Source organism: Telluria sp. RB2R28 (assembly GCF_059685835.1).
In genome coordinates, this window is sequence record NZ_JCASIK010000001.1 from 1,070,611 (window position 1) to 1,085,409 (window position 14,799).

Annotated in this window: 11 protein-coding genes; 4 read left to right on the forward strand and 7 right to left on the reverse strand. The window is 67.6% G+C overall.

The genetic code is table 11. The features are described 5' to 3' along the window. Positions 1 to 73: 73 nt before the first annotated feature. A complete protein-coding gene (locus AC56LV_RS04800) occupies positions 74 to 2,233 on the forward strand; it encodes a beta-glucosidase (RefSeq protein ID WP_499556272.1) in 2,160 nt (719 codons plus the stop codon). Between the two features lie 2 nt (positions 2,234 to 2,235). Here the strand turns inward: AC56LV_RS04800 and mnmH are convergent, their stop codons facing one another. Both mnmH and AC56LV_RS04810 read right to left on the reverse strand, forming a co-directional pair. Continuing rightward, entirely contained in the window at positions 2,236 to 3,297 is a 1,062-nt protein-coding gene (gene mnmH, locus AC56LV_RS04805) for a tRNA 2-selenouridine(34) synthase MnmH (protein WP_499556273.1), read from the reverse strand. Then, positions 3,294 to 3,950, reverse strand: coding sequence for an arylesterase (locus tag AC56LV_RS04810; RefSeq protein WP_499556274.1), 657 nt, complete (start codon positions 3,948 to 3,950; stop codon positions 3,294 to 3,296). The genes mnmH and AC56LV_RS04810 overlap by 4 nt, the downstream gene beginning before the upstream one ends. Before the next feature lie 49 nt (positions 3,951 to 3,999). On the opposite strand from AC56LV_RS04810, the gene AC56LV_RS04815 reads away from it, so the two are divergent. Continuing rightward, positions 4,000 to 4,677, forward strand: a complete 678-nt coding sequence (locus AC56LV_RS04815; RefSeq protein WP_183553667.1) for an ABC transporter ATP-binding protein — start codon at positions 4,000 to 4,002, stop codon at positions 4,675 to 4,677. On the opposite strand, the gene AC56LV_RS04820 is transcribed toward AC56LV_RS04815, so the two are convergent. Then, complete coding sequence (locus AC56LV_RS04820; RefSeq protein ID WP_499556275.1) at positions 4,678 to 6,222, reverse strand: NAD(P)H-hydrate dehydratase; 1,545 nt, start codon at positions 6,220 to 6,222, stop codon at positions 4,678 to 4,680. Between the two features lie 109 nt (positions 6,223 to 6,331). On the opposite strand from AC56LV_RS04820, the gene AC56LV_RS04825 reads away from it, so the two are divergent. Both AC56LV_RS04825 and AC56LV_RS04830 read left to right on the forward strand, forming a co-directional pair. Further along, positions 6,332 to 9,931 (forward strand): hydantoinase B/oxoprolinase family protein, encoded by a 3,600-nt coding sequence (locus AC56LV_RS04825; RefSeq protein WP_499556276.1) that lies wholly within the window; start codon positions 6,332 to 6,334, stop codon positions 9,929 to 9,931. A gap of 89 nt (positions 9,932 to 10,020) precedes the next feature. Beyond that, entirely contained in the window at positions 10,021 to 10,488 is a 468-nt protein-coding gene (locus AC56LV_RS04830) for an FKBP-type peptidyl-prolyl cis-trans isomerase (RefSeq protein ID WP_499556277.1), read from the forward strand. On the opposite strand, the gene AC56LV_RS04835 is transcribed toward AC56LV_RS04830, so the two are convergent. From AC56LV_RS04835 to AC56LV_RS04850, 4 genes are all read right to left on the reverse strand, one after another. Then, positions 10,485 to 11,387 (reverse strand): YdcF family protein, encoded by a 903-nt coding sequence (locus AC56LV_RS04835; RefSeq protein ID WP_499556278.1) that lies wholly within the window; start codon positions 11,385 to 11,387, stop codon positions 10,485 to 10,487. The genes AC56LV_RS04830 and AC56LV_RS04835 overlap by 4 nt on opposite strands. A gap of 81 nt (positions 11,388 to 11,468) precedes the next feature. Beyond that, on the reverse strand, positions 11,469 to 11,708 hold the full coding sequence (locus AC56LV_RS04840) for a hypothetical protein (protein WP_499556279.1): 240 nt from the start codon (positions 11,706 to 11,708) through the stop codon (positions 11,469 to 11,471). 28 nt (positions 11,709 to 11,736) lie between these two features. Then, positions 11,737 to 13,044: a TonB family protein gene (locus AC56LV_RS04845; protein ID WP_499556280.1), complete on the reverse strand. Its 1,308-nt coding sequence runs from the start codon at positions 13,042 to 13,044 to the stop codon at positions 11,737 to 11,739. Between the two features lie 11 nt (positions 13,045 to 13,055). Continuing rightward, positions 13,056 to 14,687, reverse strand: a complete 1,632-nt coding sequence (locus AC56LV_RS04850; protein ID WP_499556281.1) for a response regulator — start codon at positions 14,685 to 14,687, stop codon at positions 13,056 to 13,058. Between the last annotated feature and the right edge of the window lie 112 nt (positions 14,688 to 14,799).

Below are 14,799 nucleotides of genomic sequence, written 5' to 3' on the forward strand. Positions count from 1 at the left end.
TTAACCGACCCGGAAGATGGCATCTGGAACACTGGACGGATCAGCGACGCGCAATCATGAAAGGACCGTTCCATTGACCCCTGCCACCACGAGCCGTCAGCGCGCCCAGGACCTGGTTGCGCGCATGACCGGGGACGAAAAGTTCGCCTGGCTGTCTGGCCCGATGGCCATTCCTCTTACGGACGAGCTCAAAGCGCAGGGCGCCATCGGCTCGGCCGCGTTCTATCCCGGCATCCCGCGCCTGGGCATTCCTGCCATGCAGCAGGCCGACGCCAGTCTCGGAATCAGCAATATCGGCGGCGTGCGCCCCGGCGACCATGCGACTGGCCTGCCCAGCTCGCTGCTGCTGGGCGCCACCTTCAACCGCCAGCTCGCTTACGACAGCGGCGCGCTGGTCGGGCGCGAAGCCCGGGCCAAGGGCTTCAATGTGCAGCTTGCAGGCGGCGCGAACCTGATTCGCGAACCGCGCGGCGGGCGCAATTTCGAATACATCAGTGAGGACCCGCTGCTCACCGGCGTAGTGGCTGGCCACTCGGTCGCCGGCATCCAGGCGCAGGGCGTTGTCTCGACCGTCAAGCATTTCGTCGCCAACGGCCAGGAAACGGGGCGCGTGATGGTCAGCGCGAACCTGGGCGAAGCGGCGCTGCGCGAATCCGACCTGCTGGCGTTCCAGATCGCCATCGAGATTGGCAAGCCGGGCGCCGTCATGCCCGGCTATAACCTGGTCAACGGCCATTACGCATCCGAAAACGCGTTCCTGCTGCAGCAGGTGCTCAAGGATGAATGGGGTTACGCCGGCTGGGTCATGTCGGACTGGGGCGCCACGCATTCGACCGTCAAGGCGGCGCTGGCAGGGCTGGACGTGCAATCGGGCGCCAATCTCGACGATGTGCATTACTTTGGCCAGGCCCTGCGCGACGCGGTACGCGACGGCCAGGTGCCGCAGTCGCGCATCGACGATATGGTGGCGCGTATCTTCACGAGCCTGATTGACGTCGGTGCGCTCGATGGGGTGCTCGATGAGACACCGCCTGACGATCGCACGCAGCCGATCGACTTCAGCCAGCACAAGCTGACTGCGCAGCGCGAAGCCGAGGAAGGCATCGTACTTCTGACCAACCGGAACGCCACGCTGCCGCTGCCGCAGCGCCTGGCCCGGTTGCTGATCGTCGGCGAGCATGCCGACCATGGCGTGCTGTGTGGCGGCGGTTCGTCGGCCGTGACGCCCATCGGCAGCCTGCAGCTGTCCGGCACCAGCATCATGGGGATGGACGTGGCCAAGGTCGTCCAGCCGTCGTCGCTCGTTACCGCAATCAAAGAAGAAAGCGGCGCAGGCGCCGTCGTGTTCGTCGACGGCACCGATCGGCAACAGGTACTGGACGCCGCGCGCGAGGCCGATGCGGTGATCGTGTTCGCGCAGGAGTGGCGCTCGGAAGGCTTGGATGCCGTCGGCCTTGCACTGCCTGACGACCAGGATGCGCTGATCGAGGCCATCGCCGGTGTCAACCCGGCGACGATCGTCGTCATCCAGTCGGGCGGACCCGTCACGATGCCGTGGCGGGACAGCGTGGCCGCGATCCTGGCGGCCTGGTACCCGGGATCGGGCGGCGGGCCGGCCGTGGCGGGCGTGCTGTTCGGGCGCGTCAATCCCTCGGGCCGCTTGCCCGTGACGTTCCCGGCCAGCGAGGCGCAGTTGCCGCGTCCCGGGCAGATCGATCCGGAGACCACGACGTCGAATCCCGCCACGCCGCGCAAGGGCGGCATCATCGCGCTCGACTACGATATCGACGGGTCGGATGTCGGCTACCGCTGGTTCGCGCGCGAAGGGCATCAGCCGCTGTTCCCGTTCGGGTTCGGCTTGTCGTACACGACGTTTGCACTGAGCGCTCTGCGCGTGGGCGTTGACGGGCGTTACACCGCGAGCGTTGAGGTGGCCAATACCGGTGCGCGCACGGGCGCAGTCGTGGTGCAGATCTATGTCGCCAAACCCGGCGCTGACGGCTTCGTCAAGCGCCTGGCCGGGTTCACCAAAACGGTGCTGGCAGCCGGCGAGCATTCCAGCGTCGAGATCGACCTCGAGCCGCGCATCCTTGCACGTTACCGGGTAGGCAACGACGCGCCGGGCTTTGCCATCGAACCTGGCGTCTACCGCGTGTGGGCGGCGCAGCACGCGGGCGACGACGCGCTCTGGCAGGATGTTGCGATCGACGAGACCCGCCTTATCGCGCCGTAGCCTCAGGCTGGCGCGTCGTGCAGGCGCCGCGCCGCTGCCAGAAAATCGCTGGTGCCGATATCGGCCAGTTCCACCACCTGCGCCTGCGGATACTGCACGAAGTTGCGGTCGATCGAGCGCAGGTAGGCCGGGTCGTAGTGCTGCACCAGCAGCTCGTCGACCAGCGCCGGCAGCGCGCCGCCTTGCGCCATCGCCTGCCAGTCGGCGATCTTCGCGCGGCCGTGCACCAGCGTCAGGTGTGTCAACTGATCGGCCAGCACCGACGGATCGGCGCAGAAGTGCTGGTAGTCTTCCATCAGCAGGCGCACGCGCGCGGGACGCGCCAGTTGCAGGTCGATGCAGGGCGCGGCGCGCATGCGGGTCATCACCGCATCAGGTACGCGCAGGTTGCCGACCTTCTTGCTCTCGGCCTCGACGAATACGGGGCGGGCCAGGTCGAAGCTGCGCAGCCTGGCCAGCACCAGCGTCTCGAACATCTTCTGGCTTGGCTGTGGTTCGTTCGGCAAGTGGCCCAGCACCGAGCCGCGGTGGGCGGCAAGCTGCTCCAGGTCGAGCACCTGCGCGCCGATGCCGTCGAGCGTTTCGAGCAGGCGGCTCTTGCCGCTGCCGGTCGGGCCGCAGACGACGCGAAAATCAACGGCAGGCGGCTCGGCCAGCGCCGCGCTGACCCAGGCGCGGTAATTCTTGTAGCCACCGTCCAGCTGCGCCACCGGCCAGCCGATGCGCGCCATGATCAGCGCCATCGCGCCGCTGCGGTTGCCGCCGCGCCAGCAGTACACCAGCGGACGCCAGTCGCGCGGCTTGTCGTGAAACAGCGTGTCGATGTGGTGCGCGATATTGCGCGCGATGATCGGCGCGCCCGCCTTCTTGGCGTCGAATGCGCTGGTCTGCTTGTACAGCGTGCCGATCAGGATGCGTTCGTCGTTGTTCAGCACCGGGCAGTTGATCGCGCCGGGGATATGGTCGAGTGCGAATTCGGCTTCGCTGCGCACGTCGATAATGGTGTCGAATTCACCGAGGCGCGGGAGCAGGGCGTCGAACCCTGCGACTTCCGGGTACTTCATGGTTGCTTCACCATTTTCTCGAACGTCGGCCAGATATTGTTCAGGATGATGGGATGCGCCTGCGCGGTCGGATGCAGGCGGTCTTGCTGGAACAGGGCCGGTTTGTCAGCCACGCCCTCGAGCATGAACGGCACCAGCGGCGACTTCGTCGACGTCGCCACGGTCTGGAACATGCCGAAGAAGCGTTCGGTGTAGGCGCGCCCGTAGTTGGGCGGCATGCGCATGCCCACCAGCAGCACGCGCGCTTTCTGCGCCTGTGCTGCGGCGATCATCGCGCGCAGGTTCGCTTCCGCCGACGGCACGGGCAAGCCGCGCAGGCCGTCGTTGGCGCCCAGTTCAATCACGACCAGGTCCGGCTTGTGCTGGCCCAGCAGGGCGGGCAGGCGCGCCTTGCCGCCGCTGGTGGTCTCGCCGCTGATGCTGGCGTTGACGACCTTCGCGTCGATTTTTTCGGTCTTCATTTTTTTTTCGAGCAGCGCGACCCAGCCGGCGCCACGTGCGATGCCGTATTCGGCCGACAGGCTGTCGCCCACCACGAGGACGGTTTTTGGTGCAGAATAAGCGTTCGCCGTCGCCGCCAGGGACAGACTCAACCCCAGTGCAGCGCCGACAATTAATTTACCGAGAACTGCGTTCTTAAGAAAAGCAAGCATGCGTGATCATCCCGAGGCATTCAAAAATGACGTCACTGACGTCGATGTAATGACAGGCCGGCCGCCCGCGATTGAGGTCAGCGGCTTGTCGAAGAAGGTCGCAGACGCCAGCGGCGAGCTAACCATCCTGCAAGAGATTGATTTTACCGTGCAACCGGCAGAGACGCTCGCGCTCGTCGGCGCTTCCGGCTCCGGCAAGTCGACGCTGCTCGGCCTGCTGGCCGGCCTGGACACGCCATCATCCGGCACCGTGCGCCTCGATGGCACCGACATCTTCGCGCTCGATGAAGACGGCCGCGCAGCGTTTCGCAAGGCCAAACTGGGCTTCGTGTTCCAGTCGTTCCAGCTGCTCACGCACCTGAACGCGCTCGAAAACGTGATGCTGCCGCTCGAATTGCGGGGCGAATCCGGTGCACGCGAAAAGGCCGCCGACATGCTGGGCCGGGTTGGCCTGGGCAGCCGCCTGAAGCACTACCCCAAGTTTCTGTCGGGCGGCGAGCAGCAGCGCGTCGCGCTGGCGCGTGCTTTTGTCACGCAGCCGCCGCTGCTGTTTGCCGACGAGCCCACCGGCAGCCTCGATGCCGCCACCGGCGAATCGATCATCGGGCTGATGTTCGAACTCAATCGTGAGCGCGGTTCGACGCTGGTGCTGGTCACGCACGATCCGGGCATGGCCGCGCGCTGCGGCCGGACGATCACGATCGCCGCCGGCCGCCTCGTCAAATAATTAATCAGCTGCCTGCGCGCACCTGCGTGCACCTGCGCGCACCTGCGCGTTGAGCACCTTGCGCACTGCCGCCGGCAGCTCGCCCGCGGTCAGGCCGATTGGCCCCACGCCATCGTCGACCAGCGCGTCGGCCGCCGCGCCATGCAGCCAGGCCGCCGCCGCTGCCGCCTCTTTGCCCGGCCAGCCTTGCGCGAGCAGGGCGCCGCAGATCCCTGCCAGCACGTCGCCACTGCCTGCCGTGGCCAGCCCCGCGTTGCCGGTCGGGTTGATCAGCACCGCGCCATCCGGTCCGGCGATCACGGTGCCCGACCCCTTGAGAATCACGACGGCATGCATGCGCTGCGCCAGTTCGCGCGCACTGGCCAGGCGGTCAGCCTGCACCACCGACACCGTCATGCCCAGCATGCGCGCCGCTTCCAGTGGATGCGGCGTGAGCACGGCCGGCGCAGTGCGCTGCGCCAGCCGCGCCTGCAGGTCGGGGCTGGCGCCGACCAGGTTCAACGCATCAGCGTCGAGCACCAGCGGGCAGTCGCTGTCGAGCGCCTTGGCCACCAGCCGCATCGCGTCGACCGAGTCGCCCATGCCCGGCCCGAGCACCAGCGTACGCCCAAACAGATCCAGGTCGTCGGCCGCGCGGAACATGATTTCGGGCTGGCTGCTGTCGTAGCCGGGCGGCGTGTTCAGCGCCGCGACATACACGCGCCCCGCGCCTGCATACAGCGCGCCGCGCGCGGCCAGTACCGGTGCACCGGCCATGCCGTGCGCGCCGCCAATCACGGCGACGTCACCGAAGCTGCCCTTGTGCGAGTTCTGGCGGCGCGCCGTGAAGCAGTGCGCAAACGCCGGCAACCCGTTCATGGCTGCCGTTGTGGGCGTGGCCGCAGCATCCACGCCGAGCGTGTCCACGCGCACTACACCTGCGTGATCGCGCCCGTCGGCCGTGTGCAGGCCCGGCTTGTCGGCGATGAACGTGATCGTGTGTGTGGCGCGCACCGCGATACCGTCCGGGCCGATGACGGCGCCCGTGTCGGCGTCCAGGCCACTCGGCACGTCCAGCGCCAGGATTGGACAGCGCACGTCATCCAGGCCCGCGACGACGTCGCGGTACTCGCCGGCGAGCGCGCGGGTCAGGCCGATGCCGAACAAGCCGTCGACGACGAGCGCCCACTGGCCATCGGGCGGCAGCATGTCGAGCCAGCCGACCGTGCCGGAACGCGCCCGCTCGTAGGCCGCGGCGGTTTCGCTCGAGGCGTCGTCGTTGCCCTCGCCCGGCAAGTGCAGCACGGTGGCGTTGACGCCCGCTTCGGCCAGGTTGGCCGCCACCTCGAGTGCATCGCCGCCATTGTTGCCGGGGCCGGCCAGCACCAGCACCGGCGCGCCACGCAGGTCATCCGGAGATGCGCCCGCTGATTCGCGCAGTAACTCGAGCGCATAGTCAGCGGCGGCCTTGCCGGCACGGGTCATCAAGGTGCCCGGCGCCAGCGTGCTGCTGGCCGCGTGTTCGATGGCGCGCAGCTGCGCGACGGTGTAAAGAGGGTATGCCATGGTCGTTTGCGTGAATGAGAATGCCACCATTGTCGTGCATTCGCGCCAACGTTGGCGCGCCGTCCGCACTACAATGGCTGCCATCATCTGGTGAGCACAGGGAGTGAGTATGGATTGGCAGTTCTGGATCGACCGTGGCGGCACATTCACCGATATCGTGGGGCGCCGTCCGGATGGACAACTTGTCACGCACAAGCTCCTGTCCGAGCACCCCGAGCAGTACCGCGACGCGGCGGTTGCAGGCATTCGCCACCTGCTGGGCGTCGCCGCGGGCGCGCCGCTGCCGGCGGCCGGCATCGAGGCGGTAAAAATGGGCACGACCGTGGCCACCAATGCGCTGCTCGAGCGCAAGGGCGAGCCGACGGTGCTGGCGATCACGCGCGGCTACCGCGACGCGCTGCGCATCGCCTACCAGAACCGGCCCCGCCTGTTCGACCGCCACATCGTGCTGCCCGAGCTGCTGTACGCGCAGGTCATCGAGATCGATGAGCGCGTCGGCGCGCACGGCGATATCGTGCAGCCGCTCGACGAGGCGGCCACGCAGGCCAGCCTGCAGCGGGCATTCGACGCCGGCCTGCGTTCGCTGGCCATCGTCTTCATGCACGGCTACCGCTACACGGCGCACGAAGCTGCGGTGGCCCGCATCGCGCGCGCGATCGGCTTCACGCAAGTGTCCGTCTCGCACGAAGTCAGTCCGATGATGAAGCTCGTCGCGCGCGGCGACACGACGGTCGTCGACGCCTACCTGTCGCCGATCCTGCGCCGCTACGTCGACCAGGTGGCCGACGAACTGCCCGGCGTGAACCTGCAGTTCATGCAGTCCAATGGCGGCCTGACCGATGCGCGCGCGTTCCAGGGCAAGGACAGCATCCTGTCCGGCCCCGCCGGCGGCATCGTCGGCATGGTGCGCGCGAGCCGGCAGGCCGGCTTCGAGCGCGTGATCGGCTTCGACATGGGCGGCACGTCCACCGACGTGTCGCACTTCGCGGGCGAGTTCGAGCGGGTGTTCGAAACCCAGGTTGCCGGCGTGCGCATGCGCGCGCCGATGATGAGCATCCACACCGTCGCCGCTGGTGGCGGTTCGATCCTGCACTTCGACGGCAGCCGCTATCGCGTAGGCCCCGACAGCGCCGGCGCCAATCCCGGCCCGGCCAGCTACCGGCGTGGCGGCCCGTTGGCCGTCACCGACTGCAACGTCATGCTCGGCAAGGTGCAGGCGGATTATTTCCCGCGCCTGTTCGGCGCGCGCGGCGATGAAGCGCTGGACGTGGCCGCCGTGCGCCGCCGTTTCGACGCACTGGCCGACGAGATTGGCGCCGCGACGGGCAAACGGCCTGCACCGGAAGCCGTGGCCGAAGGCTTCATCGCCATCGCGGTGGGCAATATGGCGAATGCGATCAAGCAGATCTCGGTGCAGCGCGGCCACGACGTCACCGAGTATGTTCTCACCAGTTTCGGCGGCGCCGGCGGCCAGCATGCGTGCCTTGTCGCCGACGCCCTCGGCATGCGGACGGTATTCATCCACTCGCTGGCCGGCGTGCTGTCGGCCTACGGCATGGGGCTGGCCGACCAGAGTGCGATGCGCGAACAGGCCGTCGAAGAGCGCCTGGTCGATGCGGTCTTGCCGGCGCTGGCCGATCGTCTCGGCGTGTTGGGCGAGGCCGCACGCGCGCAGTTGCAGACGCAGGGTGTGGCGCCGGCGCGCATCACGCTCGTGGAACGCGTGCACCTGCGCTACGAAGGCACCGACTCGGCGCTCGTCGTGCTCGCGGGCGACATGGCAGGGATGACGGCGCAGTTTGAACAAGCCTACAAACGCCGCTACTCATTCCTGATGCCGGCGCGCGCGCTGATCGTCGAAGCGGTGTCGGTCGAGGCCATTGGGCAGTCCGATGCGCCGGCCGAGCAGGTGGTGGCGACGACCACCCCAAGCGGCGAAGCGGCCCCGCAGGACACCCTGCGCATGTACAGCGCTGGCCGCTGGCACGATACCGGTGTCTACGCGCGCGGCGCGCTGCAGCCGGGGCACGCGGTGCGCGGCCCGGCGATCATCGCCGAAGACAATGCGACCACGGTTGTCGAGCCGGGCTGGGAAGCGCGCGTGACGCCGTATGGCCACCTGGTGCTGCAGCGCGTGGAAGCCTTGCCCGAACGCCGCGCGATTGGCACCACGGCCGATCCGGTGATGCTCGAGATCTTCAACAACCTGTTCATGTCGATTGCCGAGCAGATGGGCCTGCGCCTGCAGAACACGGCGCACTCGGTCAACATCAAGGAACGGCTGGACTTCAGCTGTGCGATCTTCGACCAGGACGGCAACCTGGTGGCCAATGCGCCGCACATGCCGGTGCACCTGGGCTCGATGGGCGAGAGCATCAAGACCGTGATGCGCGAGAACGCGGACCGCATGCATGCAGGCGACGTCTACATCCTGAACGACCCGTACAACGGCGGCACGCACCTGCCCGACGTGACGGTGATCTCGCCCGTGTTCGACGAAGCGGGCACCGGGATCCTGTTCTACGTCGGCTCGCGCGGCCACCACGCTGACATCGGCGGCACCACGCCCGGCTCGATGCCACCCGACTCGAGCCACATCGAGCAGGAGGGCGTCCTGATCAACAATTTCAAGTTGATCGACGGGCAGGATGGCGTGCTGCGTGAAGACGCGGCGCGCGCGCTGCTGGTGGGCGCGCGCTATCCGGCCCGCAATCCCGACCAGAACCTGGCCGACCTGCGCGCGCAGGTGGCCGCGAACCAGAAGGGCGTCGAAGAGCTGCACAAGATGGTCGCGCACTTCGGCCTGGACGTCGTGCGCGCCTATATGGGCCACGTGCAGGACAACGCCGAAGAGGCGGTGCGGCGCGTGATCTCGGCGCTCAAGGATGGCAGCTTCCACTACCAGCTCGATAACGGTGCGCACATCGACGTCGCGATTCGCGTGGACGCTGCGGCGCGCAGTGCCCAGATCGACTTCACTGGCACATCGGGGCAGCTGCCGAACAACTTCAACGCGCCGTCGGCCGTGTGCATGGCGGCCGTGCTGTACGTATTCCGCACGCTGGTCGACGATGAGATTCCGCTCAACGCCGGGTGCCTGAAACCATTGGAGGTGATCATTCCGCCCGGGTCGATGCTCAATCCGCATTATCCGGCGTCCGTCGTGTCGGGCAATGTCGAAACCTCCACCTGCATCACCAATGCGCTGTATGGCGCGCTGGGCGTGATGGCGGCGGCGCAGGGCACGATGAACAATTTCACGTTCGGCAATGACCGCTACCAGTATTACGAGACCATCTCGGGCGGCTCCGGCGCGGGCGACGGTTTCAACGGCACCGACGTGGTCCAGACCAATATGACCAACTCGCGCCTGACCGATCCTGAAATCCTCGAGTTCCGCTTCCCCGTGCGGCTTGAGCGTTACGAGATCCGGCCCGGTTCGGGCGGGGCGGGGCGCTGGCATGGCGGGAATGGCGGCGTGCGCCGCGTGCGCTTTTTAGAGCCGATGACGGCGGCCATCCTGTCGAACAACCGGATTCACGCGCCGTTCGGCATGGCTGGGGGCGGGGATGCAGAGCGCGGCCGGAACAGCGTCGAGCGCGCCGACGGACGTATCGAGCAGGTGGGGCATATCGGCAAGATCGACATGGCCGCGGGCGACGTGTTCGTCATCGAGACGCCGGGCGGCGGCGGTTACGGCACGCCATAGCGAGGGGCAGCATATTGTGGCGCGCCCGCGCGCCCTGTATGCTGCACCAGCACCGATTTTCACCACATTATTCACCTACGAGAGAAACCATGAAACGTGTACTGACCTGCTCCGCCCTGGTTGCGGCAATGCTCCTGACGGTCACCGCCTGCAAGCGCGCCGAAGCACCGGCTACCCCCGCTGCTGCCAGCGCCGACAGCACCGCCACCGCGCCAGCCGTCGCCTCGCAACAGATCGACACCGTTGTCGGCACCGGCAAGGAAGCCACTGCCGGCGCAACCGCCGTGGTCAACTACACCGGCTGGCTGTACGAGCCGGCGGCGCCGCAGCAGCGCGGCAAGGAGTTCGATTCGTCGATCGGCCGCGAGCCATTCAGCTTCCAGCTCGGCGCCGGCCAGGTCATCAAGGGATGGGACGTGGGCGTGCAGGGCATGAAAGTCGGCGGCAAGCGCACGCTGATCGTGCCGGCCGACATGGGCTACGGCGCCGGCGGCGCAGGCCCGATCCCGCCGGACGCCACGCTGGTGTTCGAGGTCGAGCTGCTCGACGTCCGTTAATTGGCGAGCTGCGCCGGCGCTTGTTCGAGCGCTGGCGCTGGCGCTGGTGTCAACGGCGGCGCCACCGCCGTCCGGCGCGGCGGACTCGCCACCGGGTCCTGTTTTGCCCCTGGTGCTTCGCGATCGCGGATTCGGTACCACGCATAACCCAGTAATTCGTAGGTCGCATACCACGAGCGCCGCATGCCTTCCGCGCTCGGCAGCCACGCATCGAAGCCGTAGTACGGGCTATAGACGAACATCGTTGGCGCCTCGACCACATCGAGACCTTCGCGTTCGAACACATTGCGTGCGCGGTGCATGTGCATCGCATCGGTCACGAGCAAAATCCGTTTGACGCCTGCCGGGCGCAGCAGCACATTGCTGTAGATGGCATTTTCGCCTGTATCGCGCGAGCGCCGCTCGATCCACTTGACCGGTACTCCGAAATCCTCGCGCAGCGCCCTGGCCATTGCGTCGGCCTTGGTATAGGCCATGTCGATCGTGGCCGGATCGGCGCCGCTGCCGCCATTGCCGCCGGTGACCAGGATGGGCAGGCCGGTGCGCCGCTGCAGGTGCGCGCCATAGCGCAGGCGTGCCAGCGCGGTGTGGTCGGGAATGTCGCGGTTATCGTATTCGCCTGCGCTGCTCAATCGCCCCGCCGCCAGCACGACGATGGCCTGGGCGCCGGCACTTTCGGGCCGCGCGAGCGGCTTGGTCATCTTTTCCAGCGGCCCGACCAAAAAGCTTGATCCGGCGTTACTCGACATGAAGGTCAGCAAGGCCAGCCCGGTGCCGGCAACGATGCGCCCGGCTCTGGGCCGGAAACGCCACAGCAATAAACCCAGCGCGATGATCAGGAACAGGCTGGTGGGAGGCAGGAAGAGGTTACGGGGAAGGGCGTTGATTAGGTCGAGCAAAATGGAAGGCGATCGGGCCGCTGTAATAACAATGACATCGACAGTAGACCGTAACTTGTGCAGTGCGTCAAGTTGGCAGGCCTAGGCGCGATAGCCGGCATTGAGCACGTACAACTCGAGCGGCATGGCGACGATGGCCAGCAGCATGGGCAGCATCCACAGCAGTTTTTGACTCCGGCTCATGCGCGGTTGCCGCTGCAGCTGTATGCGATACGCCCGATAACCGGCATACGCGGCCAGCGGCGGCAGGATGAAGATCGTGATGGCGAGCCAGAAGGTCAGCGCCGACAGCAGTGTCAGAACGAGAGAGGGCAGTGCCATGCTATGTGATTGTGGTCCGGTTGCAGCATCATTCGAAGCGCGGCTGCATTGCGGGGCCGGTACTGCACCAGCGTTGTAGCTGCGCCCACTGCGGCGAATGGCTGTCCCGGGGATCGGCCACCAGCACCGCGGGCCGCAACTGCACATACCTGAACACGGCGTCGCAGTTGCGCTGCGCGGCGGCGTGCTGGTACAGGGCTACCGCCAGCGCTTCTTCGCCGCGCTGTTCCAGCAGCAGCCCATACCGGTAGAACGCCGTCGCGTGGCGCGCCCCCATGGCGCGTTCGTACAGGAGCGCCGCTTCATCGTCGACCTGCGGCTGCGCGCGCAGCGTATCGAGCAGGACGCCGAGGGCAGTCTCGGCCCGCCCGTCGCTACGGCCCAGCGCCTTGCGGTACAGCGCTGCTGCCTCGACGTCGTCCTGCACATTGCCGAGCCCCAAGTCGTACGTGCGGCCCAGCAGGTACAACCCGGATGGGTCATCCTGCGCCGCAGCGCGCGCCAGCCAGCCGGCAGCGGCATGGCGTGCATCGTCGTTCACTGCACTGCGCATCAGCATGGTGCCGAGTCGTACCTGGGCGTCAGGCAGGCCGCCATCGGCGGCTTGCGTCAGCCAGTCAGTGGCCAGTTCGGGGTCGAGGTCGTTGCCCATGCCATGCTGGTAGCTCCAGGCCAGGTTGGCCTGCGCCCAGCCATGCCCCTGTGCGGCCGCCTGTGCGTACCACCAGGTTGCCTTCTGGCGGTCGCGCGCTACGCCAGCGCCGCGCAGGTACAGGACGCCCAGATTGTTCTGTGCATGCGCATTGCCAGCCCGCGCTGCCCTTTCGTACCAGAGCGCGGCTTGTGCGAGATCGGTCTTGACGTGGGTGCCACGCTCGTACCAGGTGCCGAGCCGGTTCTGGGCCGACGGATCGCCGCCGGTCGCCTGCGCCGTCGTGGCCGCCAGCAGCGACGCGTCGGGCGCTGGGGATGTGCCGGTGTATGACCATTTGAACTGCGTCCTGAGCCAGCCGCCCGCCGCCTCGCCCGTGGACGCCACCGCGTGATAGGTGCACCCACGCGTGCTGTCGAGCGCAGCCTCGTCCAGGTCGGCCCGGCCCGCAGAACCGGTCACGCGCGCGTCGAGGAGATAGCCTTGTTCGTGGATGCGTAATTCGAGCGTGGTCGTGCCGCTGGCGTGCTGCGCCAGCGCGGCAGCGGGCCAGACGGGGCGATGGCAGGCGTACAAATCGTACTTGAGTGCCGACTGCGCGTCAGCGGCGCGTGCCGTGCCGGCCCCGGCGATGGCAGTCGCGCCGATGGCGACGTAGAGCAGGCCGGCCAGGATGCGGGTCATGAGCACGTCGTTCAGCCAGCCGCAATCCCGTACTTGCGCCGCGCCGCCTGGTATTCCTCGGTCAGCGTCGCCAGCCGTGGATGCTGCGCATCCTGGGCCCGGATGCCGTCCAGCAGCCCTGCGGCGGTCTGGCCCAGCGGATGATCCCAGCCCAGCTCGTTGATCTGACGAAGAATGCCGCCGGCGGTGGCGGCCATCACCTGCAGGTTGCGCGGCGCCAGGTGCAGTGCTTCGCGCAGCGTCTGGACCGCGCCGCGCACGTCGCCCATATTGCGTTTTTCGTCGGCCACGCCCAGCAGGATCTGCGCCTGTGCCTTGAGCTGCTGGTCCATGTTCTCCAGCAGGTCGGTGCGCCCGGCGTTCACGAACACCGTCATTGCCTGGTCGGGCGAGACCCCGCTGCTGGCGTCGTTGACCACGGTCAGCATGACGCCGGCGGCCTGCTCGTCGAGCCGGTGTGCCAGGCAGGCGCGCGCCAGTTCGAGTTTGAGGCTGGAAGACAGCGCATTGTTGGCGCGCACTGCCGACACGGCGTTCTGCAGGCCGGCCACGGCGGCGCCGCTGTTGCCGGTCTTGTCGTGCAGGAGTGCGTTGGCATAAGCGTGGCAGGCATCGTAGCCCGGGGACGCGCGCAGCGTGCGTTCGAGGTCGCGGATCGCGCCGCTGGCCTGCAGCAGGTCGCCGCGCGCCACCAGCGTCTTGACCAGGCTGACGTGGTCTTCGGGATCGCGAAACGCCGAGTAGCGCGCCTTGCCCACGACCTGGCGGAACGACGTCTCGGCCACGGCCATGTCGCCTGTGGCCAGTGCGAGCTCGCCCAGTTTGCGCAGGCGCCCCACGACGTGAGGCGAGATGGCCACCGCATCGGCCAGCACGGCCTGGGCCAGTGCCGGCTCGCCGTCCGCTTCGAGGCTGCGCGCCAGCAGGTCGTAGGCGGCCATCAGGCGCGGGTTGGTCGCCAGCAGTTCCTCCAGGATTGCGCGGGCGTCGTCGCCCTGGCCCAGCGCGAGCAGCGTGCGCGCCAGGCCCAGCGCCGCCCAGCCCAGCGGGCGTTCGGCCAGGACGTCGCGGTAGACGGCGGCGGCCTCGGCATGTTCGCCCAGCGTCGTGTGCAGTTCGGCGCGCACGCGTGCGAGGTCGGCCGCAAAGCGCGGCTGCGCCTGGGCGCCATTGGCGCACGCGAGGATCGCCTCGCGCAGCCTGCCTTGCGCGGCCAGCTGCCAGGCCGGGAGCAGGGCGCCGCGGCGATCGAGCGCGCGCTTGATGCGTGTGCTGATCAAGTCGACCGTGAACGGCTTGAGCAGGTAGTCGGTGGGGGCCAGTTCGGCGGCGCTGACGACCTTGTCGCGCTCGGCCTCGGACGTGAGCATGATGAAAATGGTCGATGGTGTGATCAGGCGATGCTGGCGCAGGTCTTCCAGCAGTTGCTGGCCGTCCTGGCCTTCGCCGGCGCCGCTGGCCAGGTCGTATTCGCACAGGATGATGTCGAACGCGCGCTGCTGCAGCTGGCGGATCGCCGTGTTGGCATTGACCGCGTGTTCGATCTTCGTGATGCCGGCCAGGCCCAGCATGTTTTGCAGGCTGGTGCGCATGCCCGGATTGGGATCGACCACCAGCACCGCCAGGTTCGCGTTTTCTTGCATCGTCGCTCTCGTCTGCTCTGGCCGCGTACGCCGGACGGCGCACATCGCAAGATTGTCCACCGTTAAGATACCGGCAAGTGCGGAATCGATCAAGGAAACCGGCTCGCTGCGT